The sequence below is a fragment of the Ralstonia insidiosa genome, from assembly GCF_008801405.1.
GTDB classification, from domain to species: domain Bacteria; phylum Pseudomonadota; class Gammaproteobacteria; order Burkholderiales; family Burkholderiaceae; genus Ralstonia; species Ralstonia insidiosa.
Window position 1 is genome coordinate 510,659 of the sequence record NZ_VZPV01000003.1, and the last position, 18,748, is coordinate 529,406.

Here is an 18,748-nt window from a genome sequence, read left to right on the forward strand (position 1 = left end):
TCCGTTGGTTGCACAAGCGCAGAGGTGTTCAAGATGAGTCGCAAGGTCAAGGTTGTCGCTGTCTCGGGGAGCGTGCAGAGCCCCTCGCGGACGCTCGCACTGGTTGAACAGTTACTGGCCGCGCTGGCCGAGGTTGTGCCGGTTGATGTTCACCTGATCAAACTTGAAGACCTCGCTCCGGCCATCGGCGGTGTGTCGTATCGCGACCAGTTGCCGGGCACGGTGCAGGCGGAGTTGGCGGCCATCGAATCGGCCGACGTGCTGGTGGTGGCAAGCCCCGTGTACCGCGGCTCCTACACCGGGCTGTTCAAGCACCTCTTCGACCTCGTCCACCACGAAGCCCTGATTGATGTGCCCGTGCTGCTGGCTGCCACCGGTGGCAGCGACCGCCACGCGCTGGTGATCGACCACCAGTTGCGCCCCCTCTTCAGCTTCTTCCAGGCCCGCACGCTGCCACTGGGCGTGTACGCATCGGAGCAGGATTTCAGCGGCTACGAGATCTCCAGCAACGCGCTACGCGAGCGCATTGCACTGGCCGCCGCGCGTGCGCTGCCCCTGCTGACTGCTCCGCGCGCTGATGAAGTGCGCGCCACTCCCGTCGCGCAAGCTGCCTGAAGCGGCCTGCGCAGTTCCGTTCCCCTCCAGCACAGGACCATTGCGATGAGCCAATCTTCTTCCAACGCCGGTATCAAGTTTGCCTATTGGGTTCCGAATGTCAGCGGTGGGCTGGTGGTCAGCACCATCGCCCAGCGCACCGACTGGAGCCTCGAATACAACCAGAAGCTTGCGCAGACAGCGGAGAACGCCGGCTTTGACTACGCACTCAGCCAGATCCGCTTTACCGCCGGCTACGGCGCCGAGCACCAGCACGAATCCGTGTCGTTCAGCCAGGCCATCCTGCACGCCACCACCAAGCTCAAGGTGTTGGCGGCCATCCTGCCGGGGCCGTGGCATCCGGCGGTGGTCGCCAAGCAACTGGCGACCATCGACCACATCTCCAACGGGCGCGTCGCCATCAACGTGGTCAGCGGCTGGTTCAAGGGCGAGTTTCAGGCACTGGGCGAACCGTGGCTGGAGCACGATGAGCGCTATCGCCGCTCCAACGAGTTCATCCGCGTGCTCAAGGGTATCTGGACGCAGGACAAGTTCACCTTCAAGGGCGACTTCTACCGCATCAACGACTACACCCTGAGCCCCAAGCCGCTGCAGAAGCCGCATCCGGAAATCTTCCAGGGCGGCAGCTCGCGCGCTGCGCGCGACAACGCGGCCAGCGTGTCGGACTGGTACTTCACCAACGGCAACACGCCCGAGGGCATCAAAGCGCAGATCGACGACATCCAGGAGAAGGCCCGCGCGAACGGCCACAAAGTCCGCATCGGGGTGAACGCCTTCATCATCGCGCGCGACACCGAAGAAGAGGCCAAGGCCGTGCTGGACGACATCATCAAGCACGCCCACGTGGAAGCCGTCCACGCCTTTGGCGATGCGGTGAAACAGGCTGGCAAGGCCGCGCCCGAAGGTGAAGGTAACTGGGCCAAATCCACCTTCGAAGACCTGGTCCAGTACAACGATGGCTTCCGCACCAATCTGATCGGCACGCCTCAGCAGATTGCCGAGCGCATCGTCCACCTGAAGTCGATTGGCGTGGACCTTGTGCTCGCGGGCTTCCTCCACTTCATCGAGGAAGTCGAGTACTTCGGCCGCAAGGTGCTGCCGCTGGTGCGCGAATTGGAGGCCAAGGCCGCCAGCGCCAACACCAGCGCCCTCGAGCCGGAGCCTGCCGCGTCCGTCGCTTGATCTGAACCCCCGCACTTTCCCCCAACGCGCCAGCTCGTGCGAGCCGGCGCGGGGGAGTCGTGTTGCCTGTCGCTTTGCGGAGACCCGCCATGCCTCACACGTCGCCTGAACTGGCCGTACCGCCGCCGCTTGCACGCGGCACCGCTGCGCATGGCGCGGACGAACCGCAACTTGTGCGAGCCATCGCGTCCAGCACCTCCAGCTCAGCAAAGGCTGTCGCACCGGCGCTCAGGCTGTCGGGCATCACGCTGTCATTCGGCGGCATTCAGGCGCTCAGCGGCATCGACCTGACGGTGGCACAGGGGGAGATTCGCGCCATCATCGGGCCCAACGGCGCGGGCAAGAGCTCGCTCGTCAACGTCATCAGTGGGCTGTACCGGCCCGATGGCGGCGGCATCTCGTTGGACGGCCGAGCCTTTGCCAAGGTATCGCCCGCACAGTTGGCAGGCCTAGGGGTCGCGCGCACGTTTCAGAACCTGGCGCTATTCAAAGGGCTGAGCGTGCGCGACAACATTGCGCTCGGCCGCGTGCAGTACACGCGCTCCACCTTCGTCGAACAACTGATCGGCCTTGGCCGCGCACGCCGCGAGCTGGTTGACGCACGCGAACGCGCCGCGCAGGTCATCGACTTCGTCGGTCTGGCGGACGTGCAGGACCGGCTGGCCGGCACCCTGCCCTACGGCCTGCAGAAGCGCATTGAACTTGCGCGCGCGCTGATTGCGCGCCCACGCCTGCTGCTGCTCGACGAACCGCTTGCCGGCATGACGGTGACGGAGAAGACGCAGATGGCCACGCTGATCCGTGCCGCGCGCGATCAATGGGGCACCACCATCGTGCTGATCGAGCATGACATCGGCATCGTGCTGGGCCTGTCGGACAGCGTGGCCGTGCTCGACTACGGCCGCAAGATCGCCGACGGTACGCCAGCCGAAGTGCGCGACGATCCCGCCGTCATCGATGCTTACCTCGGCGTGGCCCACGGTGTAGCCGATAGCGTGGCGGAGGCCGCATGATCGGCGACTTCGACGCGGCGTTCTTTGCCGAGGTGCTGGTCGGTGGCCTGCTCTCCGGCGTCATGTATTCGCTGGTGGCGATCGGTTTTGTGCTGATCTACAAGACCTCGGGCGTACTCAACTTTGCACAGGGGGCGCAGTTGCTGTTTGCGGCGCTCACCTTCGTCAGTCTGGTGGAGCGCGGGGTACCGTTCCCGCTGGCGCTGCTGCTCACCTTTGCGCTCATGTTGTTGCTCGGGCTGGCCATCGAGCGCGCCGTGTTGCGGCCCCTGGTCAACCAACCGCCCATCACGCTGTTCATGGCCACGCTGGGCCTGTCGTACGTGATCGAAGGCGTAGCGCAACTGGCGTGGGGCACGCAGGTGCATGAGCTGAAACTCGGCATCTCCGATGCGCCGCTGCAGGTTGCTGGCATTCTCGTCTCCAGCTTCGACTTGTTTGCCGCCGCCACCGCCGCACTCATGGTGACGGTGCTGTCGCTCTTCTTCCGCTACACCCGCGTGGGCCTTGCGTTTCGTGCCGTGGCCGACGATACCTTTGCCGCCATCGCCGTGGGCCTGCGCCTACCGCGCATCTGGGCCACGGTGTGGGCCACGGCCGGCGTGATCGCCCTTGTGGCCGGGCTGCTGTGGGGCGCACGCCTGGGCGTGCAATTCTCGCTGTCGCTGGTGGTGCTCAAGGCACTGCCGGTGCTGGTGCTGGGCGGTTTCGATTCCATTCTGGGTGCCATCGTCGGCGGGCTGATCATCGGCGCGCTGGAGAAACTGGCCGAGGTGTATCTCGGCCCGTTCGTGGGCGGCGGCATTGAGAGCTGGATCGCTTACGTGGCCGCGCTGGCCTTCCTGTTGGTCAAACCGGGCGGCCTGTTCGGCCAGCGCCCCGTCGAACGAGCCTGAGCCATGCCGACTGCATTGGATTCTTCTTCCGCGCGCGCACCGCGCGACGCCACCGGCCGAACGATCGCGCCCTGGCCCGCCTGGGCAACGCCGGCGGCGACCTTGCTGCTGGCCTACTTCGTGGTGCCGCTGGTGGCGTCCGACTATTGGCTGGATGCCATCCTCATCCCCTTCCTGGCGCTGTCGCTGGCGGCGGTGGGCCTGAACCTGTTGACCGGCTACGCAGGCCAGTTGTCACTGGGTTCGGCTGCGTTCATGGCGGTGGGCGCATTCGCGGCGTACAACTTCAACCTGCGCGTCGAAGGCTTGCCGTTGCTGGCCAGCATTGGGCTGGCCGGACTGGCTGCTACCGCCATCGGCGTGGTCTTCGGGCTGCCGAGCCTGCGCCTGCGTGGCTTCTATCTGGCGGTGTCCACACTGGCCGCGCAGTTCTTCGTGCAATGGGCGCTGACCAAGTACGGCTGGTTCAGCAACAACAACGCATCGGGCGTGATCGATGCACCTCCGATTGTGGTGGCGGGTTTCCTGTTCGATACGCCGGCGCTGCGTTACCTGTTTGCGCTCACGGTGGTGGCGGTGCTCACGGCATTGGTCTGGCGCCTGGTGCAGACGCCCACCGGCCACCACTTCATTGCCGTGCGCGACAACGAGCTGGCGGCGCGCGTGACCGGCGTGCCGGTGCTGCGCACCAAGCTGCTGGCGTTTGCGGTGTCATCTTTCGTGATTGGCGTGGCAGGTGTGCTTTGGGGCTTTGTCTACCTGCGTACGGTGGAGCCGGCGGGCTTCAACCTCGATCGCTCCTTCCAGATCCTGTTCATCATCATCATCGGCGGCCTGGCAACCATCCGGGGCGCCTTCCTGGGCGCGGCGCTGGTGGTGGTGTTTCCCCTGCTGCTATCCCGCTTCGGGGCCTTCGTGTTCGGCAGCCGGTTTGATTCCGGCGTGCTGGACCTGAGCCAGCGCATCGTGATCGGCGCGCTCATCGTGGCCTTCTTGATTGCCGAGCCCCAGGGGCTTGCCGCCCTGTGGCAGCGGATGCTGCGCCGGATAGGCAAAGCGGCGCCGCCCGCCTCTGAAACCTGATTCCCTTCGCCGTCTCCATTCCACCTACGTCGCATCGACACAGGAGCATTTGCACCATGTCCTTTCCCCGCACCATCAAGATGGCGTTGCTGGCCGGCGCGCTGGCCCTTTCCAGCCTGAGCGGACTCGGCGTCCAAGCCGCCCATGCGGATGAGCAGTTCTTCCCGCTGCAGAGCTACCGCGTAGGTCCGTACGCAGCCGGGGGCACCGGATTCTTTGGCGGCTTCATCGACTATCTGAACCTGGTCAACACGCGTGATGGCGGTGTGGGCGGCGTCAAGCTGACCTGGGAGGAAGGCGAAACGCAATACGAAGTCGAACGCGGCGTGGAAGTGTACGAGCGCCTGAAGACCCACCCCGGCATTGCTGCGTGGAACCCGCTGTCGGTGGGCATTGCCTACGCGCTGCTGGATCGTGTGACAGCCGACAAGGTGCCACTGCTGACCATCAACCATGGCCGCACTGATACCACCGACGGCCGCGTGTTCAAGTACATCTTCCCGCTGCTGCTCAACCCGTACAGCGAGACCTCGGGCATCGTCAACTACATCGGCACCAAGGAAGGCGGCATCGACAAGCTCAAGGGCAAGAAGATCGTGGTGCTGTACCACGGCTCGCCGTACGGCAAGGAGACGATCCCCATCTATGAATTGCTGGCCAAGAAGTACGGCTTTACGGTGCAGCAGATCGAGGTGCCGCACCCGGGCAACGAGCAGCAATCGCAGTGGCTCGCCATCCGCCGCGCCAAACCCGACTACGTGGTGCTGCGCGGTTGGGGCGTGATGAACCCCGTGGCGTTGAAGACCGCGCAGAAGACGGGCTTCCCTGCTGACCACATCATCGGCAACGTGTGGTCCAACTCGGAAGAAGACGTGATACCGGCGGGCGACGCCGCCAAGGGCTACGTGGCCATCACCACAGTGGCAGCGGGGGCGCAGTACCCGGTGCTCCAGCAGATCACCAAGACGCTATATGACAACGGCAAGGGCAACCTGCAAGACAAGAAACGCATCGGCAGCGTGTACCACAACCTGGGCGTACTCAACGGCATCTTGAACGTCGAGGCCATCCGCATCGCACAAGCCAAGTTTGGCAAGCGCACCCTCACTGGCGACGAAGTCCGCTGGGGCCTGGAGAACCTGAAGATTGACGAGGCGCGTGCCGCCGCGCTGGGCGCCAAGGGTCTGTTCCACTCCATCAACGTCACGTGGGACAACCACGAAGGCGATGGCCGCGTGGCCTTCCAGCAATGGGACGGCACCAAGTGGAACGTGATCTCCGACTGGATCGCGCCTGACTGGAAGCTGCTGCGGCCCATCATCGAGAAATCGTCGCTGGCCTATGCCAAGGAAAAGAACATCAAGGTGCGCACCAGCATCAACGACTGATGCCCGTTGCCCGCTCTCCCTTGCCACCTTCCCCCAATTTGATGGAGGTTTGACATGACCCAAGCGCACGCCGCCACCCTCTTCGGTGCCGAGTACGAAGCCCTGGCGCAGAAATACCGCCCCATTTTCCAGCGCATTCGCGACACCGCCTTGCAGCGCGAACACAACCGGCAACTGGGCGTGGATGCCATCCATTGGCTCAAGGAAGTGCGCTTTGGCGCGGTGCGCGTGCCGGTGGAGTACGGCGGCGACGGCGCCACGCTGCCGCAGCTGTTCCAGTTGCTGATCGAACTGGCAGACGCCGACTCCAACATCGTGCAGGCGCTGCGCGGGCACTTCGCCTTTGTGGAAGACCGCCTGAACGCGCCGCGCGATGCCCGCACCGAAGTCTGGCTGCGGCGCTTCGCAGCAGGCGATCTGGTCGGCAACGCCTGGACGGAAGTGGGCGACGTGGCCATTGGCGACGTCATCACGCGCGTCTCGAAGCGCGACGGTGGCTGGGTGGTCAACGGCCGCAAGTACTACAGCACCGGCAGCATCTTTGGTGACTGGGTCGACCTGTACGCACGCCTGGACGACGGCACCGACATCATCGCCGCCGTCAACTCGCACCAGCCCGGCGTCACGCACCACGACGACTGGGACGGCTTTGGCCAGCGCACCACGGGCAGCGGCACCTCGGTGTATGAGAACGCTGTCGTGCAGGAAGAGAACATCTTCCCGTTTGCCAGCCGCTTCAAATACCAGACCGCCTTCTACCAGCTCTTTCACCTGGCCACGCTGGCGGGCATCGCCCGTGCCATCACGCGGGAGGTGGCGCAGCAGGTGCGCGAGCGCAAGCGCATCTTCAGCACCGGCAATGCGCCAGCGGTGGCGCAGGACGTGCAGGTGCAACAGGTGGTGGGCGAGGTATCGGCGCTGGCCTACGCGGCCGAGGCCACGGCTATCCGCGCCACCTTCGCTGCGCAGCGCGCCTACGATGCCCACTGGGCCGGCGATGCGGAGCAGGAGCGCCAGGCCAATATCGAAGCCGAACTCGAATCCGCCCAGGGTCAAGTGGCGATCTCGGACTTTGTACTGCGCGCGGCCACGCAGTTCTTCAACGCGCTCAGCGCATCGGCCACCGCATCCAGCAAATCGCTGGACCGCCACTGGCGCAACGCGCGCACGGTCGCCTCGCACAACCCGCTGATCTACAAGGCACGCATCGTGGGCGACTGGCATATCAATGGCACCGAGCCGCCGTATGTCTGGCAGATCGGCGCAGGCCCAGGCCCGGCAGCGCAACCCGCGGCGAAAGCGGCCTGAGGACAAGCGCGATGAGCGATCCCGCCGTGCTGCTACAACTGGACGCCGTGGAGGCGACCTATCAGAACGCCATCGTCGCCCTGCATGACGTAAGCCTGACCGTGCGCCGCGGCGAGATACATGCGCTGCTGGGCGCGAACGGCGCAGGCAAGTCGACCACGCTCAAAGCGGTCTCCAATCTGCTGCCGGCTGAGCGTGGTCAGATCACGGCCGGCACCATCCGCTTCGATGGCCGCGACGTTGGGCGCACCACGCCCGCACAGCTCGTACGCTTGGGGCTTGTGCAGGTGCTGGAGGGGCGGCGCTGCTTTCCCAACCTGTCGATCGAAGCCAACCTCGTCACGGGGGCGCTGGGCCGCAGTGCCTCGCGCGCAGAAACGGCTGTGGATCTGGAACGGGTGTACGCCATCTTTCCGCGCCTGCAGGAACGGCGCCGAGTGGCAGCAGGCCTCACGTCCGGCGGCGAGCAGCAGATGGCCGCCATTGGTCGAGCACTGATGTCACGCCCACGCCTGCTGGTGCTCGACGAGCCGTCAATGGGTCTGGCGCCACTGGTGGTGCAGGACATTTTTGCGCGGCTGAGACAACTCAACCGCGACGAGGGCCTGTCGATCCTGGTGGCGGAGCAGAACTCCACGGTGGCGCTGCAATACGCAGACCGCGCCACCGTGCTGGAGGCCGGTATCGCAGTGCTGGAAGGTAGCGCCGACGAACTGCGCCAGCGCGAAGACATCCAGCATTTCTATTTCGGCCGTGACGTTGCCGGGCACGCACCGGCGCTGGCGTAGCCGGCCTCTACCCAGTATTCCCAATTTTCATGACGACTGAGACGGTCATTTTTCCTGAAACCAAAGCCCCGGTGGTGCCGATCCGGCAGTCGGCCAAATCTCTCGCCGCCGAGTTTGCAAACACGGCTGTGGAACGTGACGCTGCGGGCGGCACGCCACTGGCCGAACGCAACGCATTGCGGCAAAGCGGCCTGCTGTCGCTGGCCATTCCCAAGCACTACGGCGGCCAAGGCGCCACCTGGGCCGAGACGCTCGACACCGTGCGCGAGTTTGCGAAGGTAGACAGCTCAATCGCTCATGTCTACGGCTTTCACCACCTGCTGCTGGCCACCGTGCGCCTGTTCGCGCGGCCCGACCAGTGGGAGCCATGGTATGAGCAGACCGCGCGCAGGAACTGGTTCTGGGGCAACGCGCTCAACCCGCTGGACGACCGCACCATCGTGCGCCGGTTCGATGGTTGGTACGAGTTCTCGGGCAAGAAGAGCTTCTGCTCCGGCGCGCTCGATTCGCAGATGCTGATCGCCTCGGGGCTGGACGAGCACAGCCGCAAGCTGCTCATTGCAGCGGTGCCCACCGCGCGCGCCGGCATCACCATCAATGACGACTGGAACGCCTTCGGCCAGCGCCAGACCGACAGCGGCAGCGCCCTCTTCGAAAAGGTGCGTGTGGAAGAGAACGAACTGCTGCGCGATCCGGGGCCGCTGACCACGCCATTCTCTGCGCTCAGGCCGTTGCTGGCTCAGCTTGTTTTCGTCCACGTGTTCCTGGGGTTGGGCGAAGGTGCATTCGAGCAGGCCCGGCACTACACGCTGCATGAAGCGCGGCCATGGCACCGCTCCGGTGCCGAACGCGCCAGCCAGGACCCATACACGCTGGCCCACTATGGTGAATTCTTTGTCGGCCTGGAAAGCGTACGGCTGCTGGCACAGCGGGCCGCCACCCTGTTCGATGACGCCTGGGCGCAAGGCCCCGCGCTGAGTGCACACGAACGTGGGCACGTGGCCGTGGCCGTGGCCACGGCCAAGGTGGCTGCCACGCGTGTGGGGCTGGAGGTAAGCAGCCGCATGTTTGAGACCACCGGTGCACGTGCCACGCACGGCGCGCTGCGGCTCGATCGCTTCTGGCGCAACCTGCGCACGCAAACGCTGCACGACCCGGTCGACTACAAGCTGCACGAACTTGGCGACTGGGCCCTGAACGGCGCGCTGCCGGAACCTTCCTTCTATTCCTGACACTCCTGAACTGCATGGGCAATCATGGCGACGTTCCCTGTATGGCCTCCGCCGCTGGGCCGCGCGCCCCAGACCAGCGCGCCGGCGTGGATCTTTGAAGACCCACGCTCACGGGCGCTGCTCGATGAAATCGAGCAGGTGGCGCCGAGCGATGCCACCGTTCTCATTGCCGGCGAAACCGGCACGGGCAAAGAACTGATCGCCCGCCACCTGCACAACCACAGCACGCGCAAGGATGGGCCCTTCGTGGTGGTGAGCTGCGGCGCGTTTTCCGATGCGCTGGTCGACGCTGAGTTGTTCGGCCACGAAAACGGTGCATTTGCAGGTGCATTTGGCACGCAGGTCGGCTGGTTTGAGCAGGCCAACGGCGGCACCATCTTTCTGGATGAGGTCAATGACCTGCCGCTGCCCGTGCAGAACAAGCTGCTGCGCGTGTTGCAGGAGCGCGAAATCACACGCCTGGGCGGGCGCACGCCCATTCCGGTCGACCTGCGGATCGTGGCGGCCACCACGGTTGATCTGGAAACGCTGGTGCAGGAAAAACGCTTTCGCAAGGATCTCTACTACCGGCTAAACGTAGTCAGCCTCAACGTCCTCACGCTCAAGGAACGGCCTGGCGACATCGTCCCGCTCGCACGCTACTTCATCGATCTCTACAGCAAGCGGCTGGGCCATCCGCGCGCAAGCCTCACGCCCGAGGCCGAGCGCCTGCTGACGGCCGCGCCCTGGCACGGGAATGTGCGCGAACTCGAAAACGTCATCCACCGGACCCTGCTGCTGTGCGACGGAAACATCATCGACGCCGGCACCCTGCGCCTGTCGAATCGCCCTGCCAGCCCACCCGCAGTACAGGCCCATCAAGTCTCGGCCCACACTGCCGCCGGTTCCCCCACGCAGTCGGCCACGGCCGGCACCGCCAATGAGGCTGGCCTGCTGCAACAAGCCATCCAGCAGCTTTGCAATGCCAACGTGGTCGATGTCTACCAGGTTGTCGAGGATGCCCTGTTCCGTGAGGTGTTCCGGTATTGCCACTACAGTCAGAGTGACGCCGCGCGCCTGCTCGGCGTGAGCCGCAACGTCGTCCGCGCCCGTCTTGTTCGGTTGGGCGAAGTTGGTGCGTCACGCAGAGGCCCGCTTGTTACCGCATCGGCCGTTTGCGAGGACAAGCTCTGACAACGTGAAAACGTAGAGACCAGAACATCAGAACGCAGCGGTATCGACTTAGAAGCTCGGTTTCAGCAGTAACGCGTTGGGCTCCTGCATGCGCCGTGCAGGAGCTGGATGTGCTTGTTGTCGAGCCACGTGCGAAATATGTGCCAACGCGAGTCGGCATAGGCTAGCGGGGTCGGTTGCACGATAACCGAGCACTCCAGGCAATGCGATGCATCACGAACGTGCATGGTGCATTGCTTGCGCGCACCATCCTGCCGTCATTGGCGGCACCGTTGTACGCCCTGCCCCCTCTCTGGCCGTGTGCTTGCCCCTGGTATAGGAATTGCACGATGCAATCACCGAATCCGGGAACAGGAGCGCGCGCATGAAAACCCCTCGGCAGCATCTTCTTGCCATGGCGCAGCAGTTTGTCCGCTATGTCGGATTCGGCAGCGGTGCGACGCTGGTGCACTACGCCACCCTATTCGGGCTTGTGCACACCAACGTACCGGTCTGGCGTGCCTCCGTCATCAGTAACGCGATCGGTGCGGGGCTTTACTACGTGATCAGCCGGCGCGCGGTTTTTCAGACCGCCCGCGGCCACGTGAACGCGATGATTCGCTTTGCCCTGGTGGCGGTCATGGCCGTGGGATGCAATGCCGCCATCATGGCAGTCGCCCTGCGGTTAGGCCTGTACTACCTGGTTGCCCAGATGTGTGCCTCCGCCCTGTCGGCCACGCTCGCCTTCCTTGCGCACCGGTACTGGACCTTCCGCGATGGCGTGGCGCTCAGCACGACACTGCCTTCGTCGCCGATTTCGGCGCTCAGCGACCCGCTCGAGCACTTTGAAGCCCTATCACTATGACTCTGGCGATGCTGGGTGGCATTGCTGACTTCCAGTACTGTCTGCGGCCGCGCGATCCGCTAGAACTGCGCCCGTCCTGACCGTATGGCTGGCCTGACAGAGCCAAACGCCCGCCAAGCGAGGCGCGGTATCGACCACGTAACTCGGCTACATGGCGCAACCTGCGAAAGCCTCAGTTCAATTCGCCATACCCGCGCATGCGTGCCTCACGCGCCATCACGGCGATGGGCCGGTAGTGCGCCATCGTGCTTGGCACGATGTCTTCCAGCCGCAGCCGCGCGCGCAGGCCGGCGTCATCTTGCAAGGCCTCGCACATTGCCTGCCTCACGCGTGCCACCAGTGCATCTTCGGCTCGGCGCGATGCGATGAACGGCAGGCCGGCCACCCGCCGTGTCGAGCCGATCTGCCGAAGCCCCGCCACCAGTTCCGGCCTGTGCTCTGCAGCAAAGGCCAACGTCACGCAATCGATGGCCGCAACGTCGGCCTCGTCACTCGCCACAGCCGCCAGCGACCGCAGGTGCGAGCCCGTATGCACCACGGCGCCGAAGAACCGCCCGCCGCGCACCAGCGGTGCCACAGCGTGCCGCAGCGCGTTCATCCCGCTGTGCGAATCGAGGCTGTTGCAGGCGGCGCGCGCGCCCCGGCATGCGGCCAACGTGGTGGGGCCATCTTTTGCTCGCACCACGAGCGCGCTGCTGTACTCCTCATGGTGGCAGCCGGGCACCGCAAATCGCGGCGTGCCGATCAACCGCACCTGCGATGCCAGCCCACGGATCAGCGGATAGCCGCACGTCTGTGAGAGCAACATGTCGTCGCGCCGCCAAAACGCGTGCAGCGCATCGGGGCCGTCGCCAGGGTCCACGGTGTCCAGCATCACGGGGGCACTGCCGCGGCCCAATGCCTGGGCAGTGCGCTCGATCAGCATGGACCAATCGTCCCGCAACGCGGGCGACACGTTGTACATCGGGAGGGCCGCGGCCCAGCGCTCAAGCTTTGCCATAGTCACCATCAGGATGTGCCGCGTAGGTATACCGGTCGGTCGGGCCATGGAACAACGGATGCGCGACCGGCGCTGCTGCGCGCAACGCATAGCGGCTCAGCCATTCCCAGTAACCGCGCACATGGAACCCGCCGTTGCGCGCGAGGTAGTCGCCGGCACGGCGGCGGTAGACCCACGCCAATGCAAACCAGGGTACGCAAGGCAGGTCGTGATGCACAAGGTGGTAGTTGTTGTTGAGGAAGAGCAGCCGCCACGCCAGCCCGGCTTCGTTGATCACGCTGCTGGTTGCGTGGGCACCGCCGGCGCGATGCTCCTGGAAGGAACGGATCGCCGCCAGCGACAGCGCCGGGTAAGCCACGCCCACCAGCACCAGCCACGCCGGCATGCCGCAAGACGTCTGCAGCCAAGTCAGCAGTGCTACCACCGCGAGCCCATGGGCGATCCACATGCACCTGTCGCGCCCATCACCTGCGCGCAGCGTTGCGAAGGCATCGGCAGCCACGGCCAGGATCGAGAACGCGGGCTGCAGCAGCATCCGCCCCGCCAGCGTATTGCGTACGGCATACAGCTTGCGCGTCGCCGGGCTGGCGGCATGCCAATCGACAGCGTAGAGAAAGTAGCTCTCCGGGTCGGTATCGGGATGCGTCAGTTCAGCCTCGTGGTGCTGCAGATGCAAGCGCCGGTACAGACCATACGGCAGCCAGATGCCGAGCGGCGCGGCGCCCAGCAACGCATTGAGCCACGGCAAGCGTGTCGGGTGGCCGTGCAGCAGCTCATGCTGCAACGACAGGTACCACGTGGTGCAGAGCGTCAGCAGCACACAGGCCAGCGGCAACCCAAGTTGGCGCGCATGTGTGGCAACGCCAAACCAAGCCGAATACACCACTGCGATCAGCAACCATGTCGGCAATTCTGTGCGCCAAACCCAGTGACGGGCGGCATGCGCAAGCTCCGCGCGCTGTCGGTCGTCAAGGTAAGTGGCCATGCATGTGAGCTCGCGCTGTGGAATGAAGGCACAGATTACGTGCCCACCCTGCACGACCGGAACGAACGATTGCCGATAACGATATGTGGTGCTGCAGCCCAGCGCACATGGCGCCTGAAAACGTCTTTGATTCCTTGGAACGGTTCTTTACCGTGACGTGGAGCGCATCTGCGGCTCAGGCCACCTGCTGCGCCTGGGCCCGTGCGGGATGCTCGGGGCGACGCAGCCCCAAGTGCTCGCGCAGGGTCGTGCCAGCGTATTCACTGCGGAACAGGTTGCGCCGGCGCAGTTCGGGCAGTACGAGTTCGATGAAGTCGGTCAGCCCACCGGGCAGGATGGGCGCCATGACGTTGTAGCCATCTGCGCCATGCGCCAGGAAGCGCTCTTCCAACGCATCGGCAATCTGCTCTGGCGTGCCAATCACCTGCCAGTGGCCGCGCGCGCCTGCCACGCGTTGGTAGAGCTGGCGAATGGTGAGCTGCTCGCGCCGCGCAAGGTCGAGCATCAGCGCCTGCCGGCTCTTGCTGCCGTTCGTTGCCTGCAGCTCTGGAATCGGGCCATCGAGCGGATAGCCCGACAGGTTGACGCCCGTCAGCCCGGAAACGAGTGCCAGGCCGACCACCGGATCGATCAGCGATTGCAGTGCCTCGAACTTCTCGCGCGCCTCGCTCTCACTGCGCCCCACCACCGGAAACACCCCCGGCATGATTTTCAGATCGTCGGGCGAGCGCCCATATCGGGCTAGCCGGCCCTTCAGATCGGCGTAGAACGCGACGGCATCGGCGAGCGTCTGCTGTGCGGTGAACACAACCTCACCGCTGCGGGCGGCAAGCTCCTTGCCGGGTTCGGAAGAGCCCGCCTGCACCACAACCGGATGCCCCTGTGGCGTGCGGGCCACGTTGAGCGGCCCGCGCACGCTGAAGTGCGCGCCCTTGTGCCCCAGCACATGTCGGCGCGACGGATCGTAGAACTGGCCGCCCGCCTTGTCGTACAGAAAGGCATCGTCGTCCCAGCTGTCCCACAGGCCCGTCACCACATCGGCAAACTCTTCCGCGCGCTGGTAGCGCTCGGCATGCGCGAAGTGGTGGTCCCGGTTGAAGTTGAGTGCTTCGTACTCGCTGGACGAAGTGACCAGGTTCCACCCTGCCCGGCCGCCGGAGATGTGATCGAGCGATGCGAACTTGCGGGCGACATGGTAGGGCTCGTTGAAGCTGGTCGAGGCCGTACCGACGAGTCCGATGCGCTCCGTCACTGCCGCCAGCGCCGACAGCAGCGTGATCGGCTCAAACTGGGCTTGGTAGCTATGGGCCGTTCGGCTCAGGAAGGCCACATCGTCCCCGCGGGTGCCCACGCCGTCGGCCAGGAAGATCAAATCGAACTTGGCGGCCTCGGCAGCACGCGCCAGCGTAACGTAGTGCCGGAAGTCGATGCCGGCGTTGGCTTGGGTATCGGGATGTCGCCAGGCGGCAATATGGTGTCCGCCTGGGTACAGGAACGCGCCAAGGCGCAGTTGGTCAGTGCGTTGTGCCATGGACAGTCTCCCGATCGACAGTTCAGAAAATGCGGCCTTCCTTCAGGTGCTGCGTCTCGCCGGTCAGGTGGTAGGCACCTACCACGCGCGCCTTGTGCAGCAACGGGTTGTGGTTGAAGATCGTGCGCAGGTTGCGCCAGTGCCGGTCGAAGTTGTGCGTGCGCGCGGTCATCGAGGCGCCGCCGGCTTCGAACAATTGCTGCGCGGCATGCAGTGCCAGCTTGCTCACCACCAACTGTGTCTTTGCTGTGGCCAGCGCGCCTTCCAGCACCAGCGCGTCGGCGTCGGCTGCATCATGGCGGATGGCTTCGGACAAGCGATCCAGCACGCGCGCGTTCTCACGCACCAGGGCATCGATGGCATGGCTGTGGGCCGCCAGGTCGCCCACCACCTGCTGGATGAAGTGGTCGTCGCGCGCCGTAGGGGCGGGGCTGTGCAGCACTGGCCGCCCGTGATTGACCACATACCGCTGCGCATCGGCCACCACATTGCGCACGATGCCGGCCGCCACAGCCACGAGGTGCAACTGGCGCAGCGCACCCGTATGGCGGCCGACCAGCGTGCTGGCGATGCGCGGGGCCACCTCGTCGGCCAGCACCTGCACGTGATCGAACACGATGCTGCCGCTGGCGGTCATGCGCTGGCCCATGCCATCCCAGTCATCGACCACCTGCACCCCCGTGCGCGCCACGGGAATGATGATCTGCAGATCGGCGCCCGCCTCGTCGTGCACGTTGAAACGGCCATAGTCGGCAAATGCCGTGCCGGTGGTGTAGTACTTGCGGCCGCTCAGGCGGTAGTGCTCGCCATCGCGCTGGAGCGTGGTGGTGATCTCCCCCGGGCGCGACGTACCGCGCTCGGTAGAGCCACCGCCAAAGATGGCGCCGGCCAGCAGCCGATCGAGCTGCGTCTGGTGGAACGCCGTGAGCGGCGACAGGCGGATCACCTCCGTCAGGTCGTAGTGGATGCGCAGCGCGTGGGCCACGTTCGATTCGTGCGCAGCCAGCGTGGTAATCGTCTCGAACAGATTGACGAGGGACCCACCGAGCCCGCCCCACTCCGCAGGAATACGCAGCAAACCCAGCCCAGACTCGCGAAAACGCGCGAAGCCCTCGTATGGCAATACACGCCGCACCTCGCGCGCGGCGGCATCTTCACCGATGCGCTCGGCCAGGGCCGGCAACGCGGCAATGGCATCCTGAAGCCGGTGATGGAGATGGAGATCGCGTGGTGTGTTCATAAGGTCAAAACGATGCGGGTTGATCTGGAAACGGGGCACAACGAACGTGCCCAGCGGCTATGCGCCTATGCGGCAGCGCGTGTCTCCGCCTGACTGGCTGGCCGCGCCAACCCGAAGTGTTCGCGTAGAGTCCGGCCTGCGTAGTCGGTGCGGAAGATCCCGCGCCGCTGCAGGATGGGCACAACCCCATCGACAAAATCCTGCAGCCCGCCGGGCAGCGCGTCGGGCATCAGGTTGAAGCCATCGGCCGCGCCATGGCGGAACCAGTGTTCGATCTCGTCTGCGATCTGCTCGGGCGTGCCGACCAGGACACGGTGCCCACCGCCGCCGGCCAGTTCGCGGATGAGCGCGCGCACGGTCAGCCCCTGCTTGCGCGCCAGGGCCAGCGTGACGGTAAAGAACGTGTGATTGCCATTGCCGTTGTTGGGCAGCGGCAGATCGTCTGGCAGGCGCGCGTCGAGCTGGAGGCGATCCACGGGAATACCGAGGATGCCGGCCAAGCGCGTGAGGCTGTAGTCCCACGGGATCAGGTCGACCAGTTGATCGCGCCGCGCGCGTGCCTGCGCCTCGGTGGCGCCGAGGATGGTGGTCAGGCCCGGCAGCACGCGGATCGCCTCCGCACCGCGCCCCAGTGCCTGCGCGCGTGCCTTGAGGCCGTGCGCGTAAGCCAGCGCCTCGTCAAAGCTCTGCGCCGCCGAGAACACCGCCTCGGCATGACGCGCCGCCAGTTCGCGGCCATCCGACGAAGCACCGGCCTGGACGAGCACCGGATGCCCTTGCGCCGAACGCGGCAGGTTCAGCGGCCCATGCACGCGGAAGAACGCGCCACGATGGGCAAGCGGCTGCACCTTGTTCGCATCCACGAAGCGCCCGCCGGCCTTGTCGCCGACAAAGGCATCGTCTGCCCAGCTGTTCCAGAGCGCCTTGACGACGCCCGTGAACTCATCTGCACGCGCGTAGCGTTCGGCATGGTCCGGCACGGCATCCAGACCGAAGTTGCGTGCCGATGGCAGATCCGCCGTTGTGACCACGTTCCAGCCCGCACGCCCGCCACTCACGTGATCGAGCGTGGCAAAGCGCCGGGCGATGTTGTAAGGCTCGTTGTAGCTGGTGGAGGCCGTGCCGATCAGGCCGATGTGCGTGGTCGCCGCCGCAATGCTGGCCAGCAGCACAGTCGGCTCCAGCGCGGTGATGGGCCGGAAATGGATCTGATCGACGATGGCCGCGTTGTCGGCCAGGAACACGGCATCAAACTTGGCGGATTCCGCAATCCGCGCCACGTTCACATAGTGCTGCACATCGACAAACGCAGCAGGGTCACTCTCGGCAAGCCGCCAGGCAGACGGCACAAACCCGGAGTGCAGGATGTTGACGTTCAGGTGCAGCTGGCGGACGTGCGAGTCGCTCACGGCGTGCTCCGCTTATGGACAAGCGGTCACCTTACCGGCCCTGCCGCACAGCGCTAACGAAGCAATCCTTGGTTCGATATGCGGATTGCCCACGCGCCCCGGGGCAGCCGCATCCGATGAATTTGCAAGCTCGGTTTTGTTCTTGGACCCATCAGACCGCCCGACCCTAGACTGGCAACTCGCTTCCTTGTCCAGAACATCGCCATCACCATCACCATGAAACGACGCTCGCTCCTCCAAGCACTCCTGGCCACGATGGCCACTATGGCCGCCATCACCCTCGGGGCCGGTCCCGCACTGGCGGCTGACAAGCCGATCAAGGTCGGCGTGCGCGGCGGTGTTGATGAAGAAATCTGGGAAGTGGTGACCCGCGTGGCCGAGAAGCAGGGGCTCAAGGTGCAGCCCATTGTCATCACCGGCACGGCCAGCCCGAACGAGGCGCTCAACAACGGTGACCTGGATGCCAACGCGTTCCAGCACATCCCATTCCTGCGCGACCAGATCAAGCAGCGCGGCTACAAGCTGGCGACGGTGGGCAATACGCTCATCTCGCCCATCGCCTTCTATTCGCGCAAATACAAGTCGCTCGAGGCGTTGCCGGTCGGCGCACGTATCGGCCTGCCGAATGACCCGAGCAACCAGACCCGCGCGCTCGTCATCCTGCGTGACCACGGCCTGATCAAGCTGCGCGACGGCTTCGACCCGTATACCGGCACGGCAACGCTGGCTGACGTGACCGCCAATCCGAAGAAGCTCGAATGGGTGGAGAGCGCCTCGGTGGTGCTGGCGCGCTCATTGCCGGACGTGGATACCGCCGCCATCGTCAACACCTTTGCCTACCAGGCCGGCCTGATTGCCACACGCGACGGCATTGCGGTGGAGAAGAAGGAGCACAACCCATACGTGAACATCATTGTCGTGCGCGAGCAGGACAAGAACGCCCCGTGGGTGGCACCGCTGGTGAAGGCCTATCAGTCGGAAGAGGTCCGGCAGTTCATCCTGAGCAAGTATCAAGGCTCGGTGATCCCGGCGTTTTGAAACCAGGGCCGGGGGCACGCCCG

General features: G+C 65.1%; 17 protein-coding genes. 12 read left to right on the top strand and 5 right to left on the bottom strand.

Going from position 1 to position 18,748, the window contains the following annotated elements; all coding sequences use genetic code 11:
- Positions 1 to 33: 33 nt before the first annotated feature.
- From msuE to F7R11_RS24480, 11 genes are all read left to right on the top strand, one after another.
- Positions 34 to 615: an FMN reductase gene (gene msuE / locus F7R11_RS24430; RefSeq protein ID WP_064809035.1), complete on the top strand. Its 582-nt coding sequence runs from the start codon at positions 34 to 36 to the stop codon at positions 613 to 615.
- 45 nt (positions 616 to 660) lie between these two features.
- Entirely contained in the window at positions 661 to 1,797 is a 1,137-nt protein-coding gene (gene sfnG / locus F7R11_RS24435; protein WP_064807136.1) for a dimethylsulfone monooxygenase SfnG, read from the top strand.
- Positions 1,798 to 1,886: 89 nt separating this feature from the next.
- Positions 1,887 to 2,810 (top strand): ABC transporter ATP-binding protein, encoded by a 924-nt coding sequence (locus F7R11_RS24440; RefSeq protein WP_064807133.1) that lies wholly within the window; start codon positions 1,887 to 1,889, stop codon positions 2,808 to 2,810.
- Positions 2,807 to 3,706, top strand: a complete 900-nt coding sequence (locus F7R11_RS24445) for a branched-chain amino acid ABC transporter permease (RefSeq protein WP_197495062.1) — start codon at positions 2,807 to 2,809, stop codon at positions 3,704 to 3,706. The genes F7R11_RS24440 and F7R11_RS24445 overlap by 4 nt, the downstream gene beginning before the upstream one ends.
- 3 nt (positions 3,707 to 3,709) lie before the next feature.
- Positions 3,710 to 4,789: a branched-chain amino acid ABC transporter permease gene (locus F7R11_RS24450; protein ID WP_082932917.1), complete on the top strand. Its 1,080-nt coding sequence runs from the start codon at positions 3,710 to 3,712 to the stop codon at positions 4,787 to 4,789.
- A 56-nt stretch (positions 4,790 to 4,845) separates the two neighbouring features.
- Positions 4,846 to 6,177, top strand: coding sequence for an ABC transporter substrate-binding protein (locus F7R11_RS24455; RefSeq protein WP_064807131.1), 1,332 nt, complete (start codon positions 4,846 to 4,848; stop codon positions 6,175 to 6,177).
- Between the two features lie 54 nt (positions 6,178 to 6,231).
- Entirely contained in the window at positions 6,232 to 7,485 is a 1,254-nt protein-coding gene (locus tag F7R11_RS24460; protein ID WP_064807129.1) for an acyl-CoA dehydrogenase family protein, read from the top strand.
- Positions 7,486 to 7,496: 11 nt separating this feature from the next.
- Positions 7,497 to 8,273 carry an ABC transporter ATP-binding protein gene (locus F7R11_RS24465; protein ID WP_064807126.1) on the top strand — a complete coding sequence of 259 codons (777 nt, stop codon included), beginning with the start codon at positions 7,497 to 7,499 and terminating at the stop codon, positions 8,271 to 8,273.
- A gap of 29 nt (positions 8,274 to 8,302) precedes the next feature.
- On the top strand, positions 8,303 to 9,505 hold the full coding sequence (locus F7R11_RS24470) for an acyl-CoA dehydrogenase family protein (RefSeq protein WP_064807125.1): 1,203 nt from the start codon (positions 8,303 to 8,305) through the stop codon (positions 9,503 to 9,505).
- Between the two features lie 24 nt (positions 9,506 to 9,529).
- Entirely contained in the window at positions 9,530 to 10,678 is a 1,149-nt protein-coding gene (locus F7R11_RS24475) for a sigma-54 interaction domain-containing protein (protein ID WP_064807124.1), read from the top strand.
- Positions 10,679 to 11,042: 364 nt separating this feature from the next.
- A complete protein-coding gene (locus F7R11_RS24480) occupies positions 11,043 to 11,522 on the top strand; it encodes a GtrA family protein (protein ID WP_082932916.1) in 480 nt (159 codons plus the stop codon).
- A gap of 172 nt (positions 11,523 to 11,694) precedes the next feature.
- Here F7R11_RS24480 and F7R11_RS24485 read toward each other — a convergent pair whose 3' ends face one another.
- The 5 genes from F7R11_RS24485 to F7R11_RS24505 form a co-directional block, all read right to left on the bottom strand.
- Positions 11,695 to 12,531, bottom strand: a complete 837-nt coding sequence (locus F7R11_RS24485) for a phosphate/phosphite/phosphonate ABC transporter substrate-binding protein (RefSeq protein WP_244199220.1) — start codon at positions 12,529 to 12,531, stop codon at positions 11,695 to 11,697.
- Positions 12,509 to 13,507 carry a fatty acid desaturase gene (locus F7R11_RS24490; protein WP_064807119.1) on the bottom strand — a complete coding sequence of 333 codons (999 nt, stop codon included), beginning with the start codon at positions 13,505 to 13,507 and terminating at the stop codon, positions 12,509 to 12,511. Before F7R11_RS24490 ends, F7R11_RS24485 begins: the two co-directional genes overlap by 23 nt.
- A gap of 175 nt (positions 13,508 to 13,682) precedes the next feature.
- A complete protein-coding gene (locus F7R11_RS24495) occupies positions 13,683 to 15,038 on the bottom strand; it encodes an LLM class flavin-dependent oxidoreductase (RefSeq protein ID WP_064807117.1) in 1,356 nt (451 codons plus the stop codon).
- A gap of 22 nt (positions 15,039 to 15,060) precedes the next feature.
- Positions 15,061 to 16,278, bottom strand: coding sequence for an acyl-CoA dehydrogenase family protein (locus tag F7R11_RS24500; RefSeq protein WP_064807113.1), 1,218 nt, complete (start codon positions 16,276 to 16,278; stop codon positions 15,061 to 15,063).
- A 65-nt stretch (positions 16,279 to 16,343) separates the two neighbouring features.
- Positions 16,344 to 17,687, bottom strand: coding sequence for an LLM class flavin-dependent oxidoreductase (locus F7R11_RS24505; RefSeq protein WP_064807111.1), 1,344 nt, complete (start codon positions 17,685 to 17,687; stop codon positions 16,344 to 16,346).
- A gap of 216 nt (positions 17,688 to 17,903) precedes the next feature.
- Here F7R11_RS24505 and F7R11_RS24510 point away from each other — a divergent pair, with 216 nt between their 5' ends.
- Positions 17,904 to 18,725: a MetQ/NlpA family ABC transporter substrate-binding protein gene (locus tag F7R11_RS24510; RefSeq protein ID WP_048935476.1), complete on the top strand. Its 822-nt coding sequence runs from the start codon at positions 17,904 to 17,906 to the stop codon at positions 18,723 to 18,725.
- Positions 18,726 to 18,748: the final 23 nt, after the last annotated feature.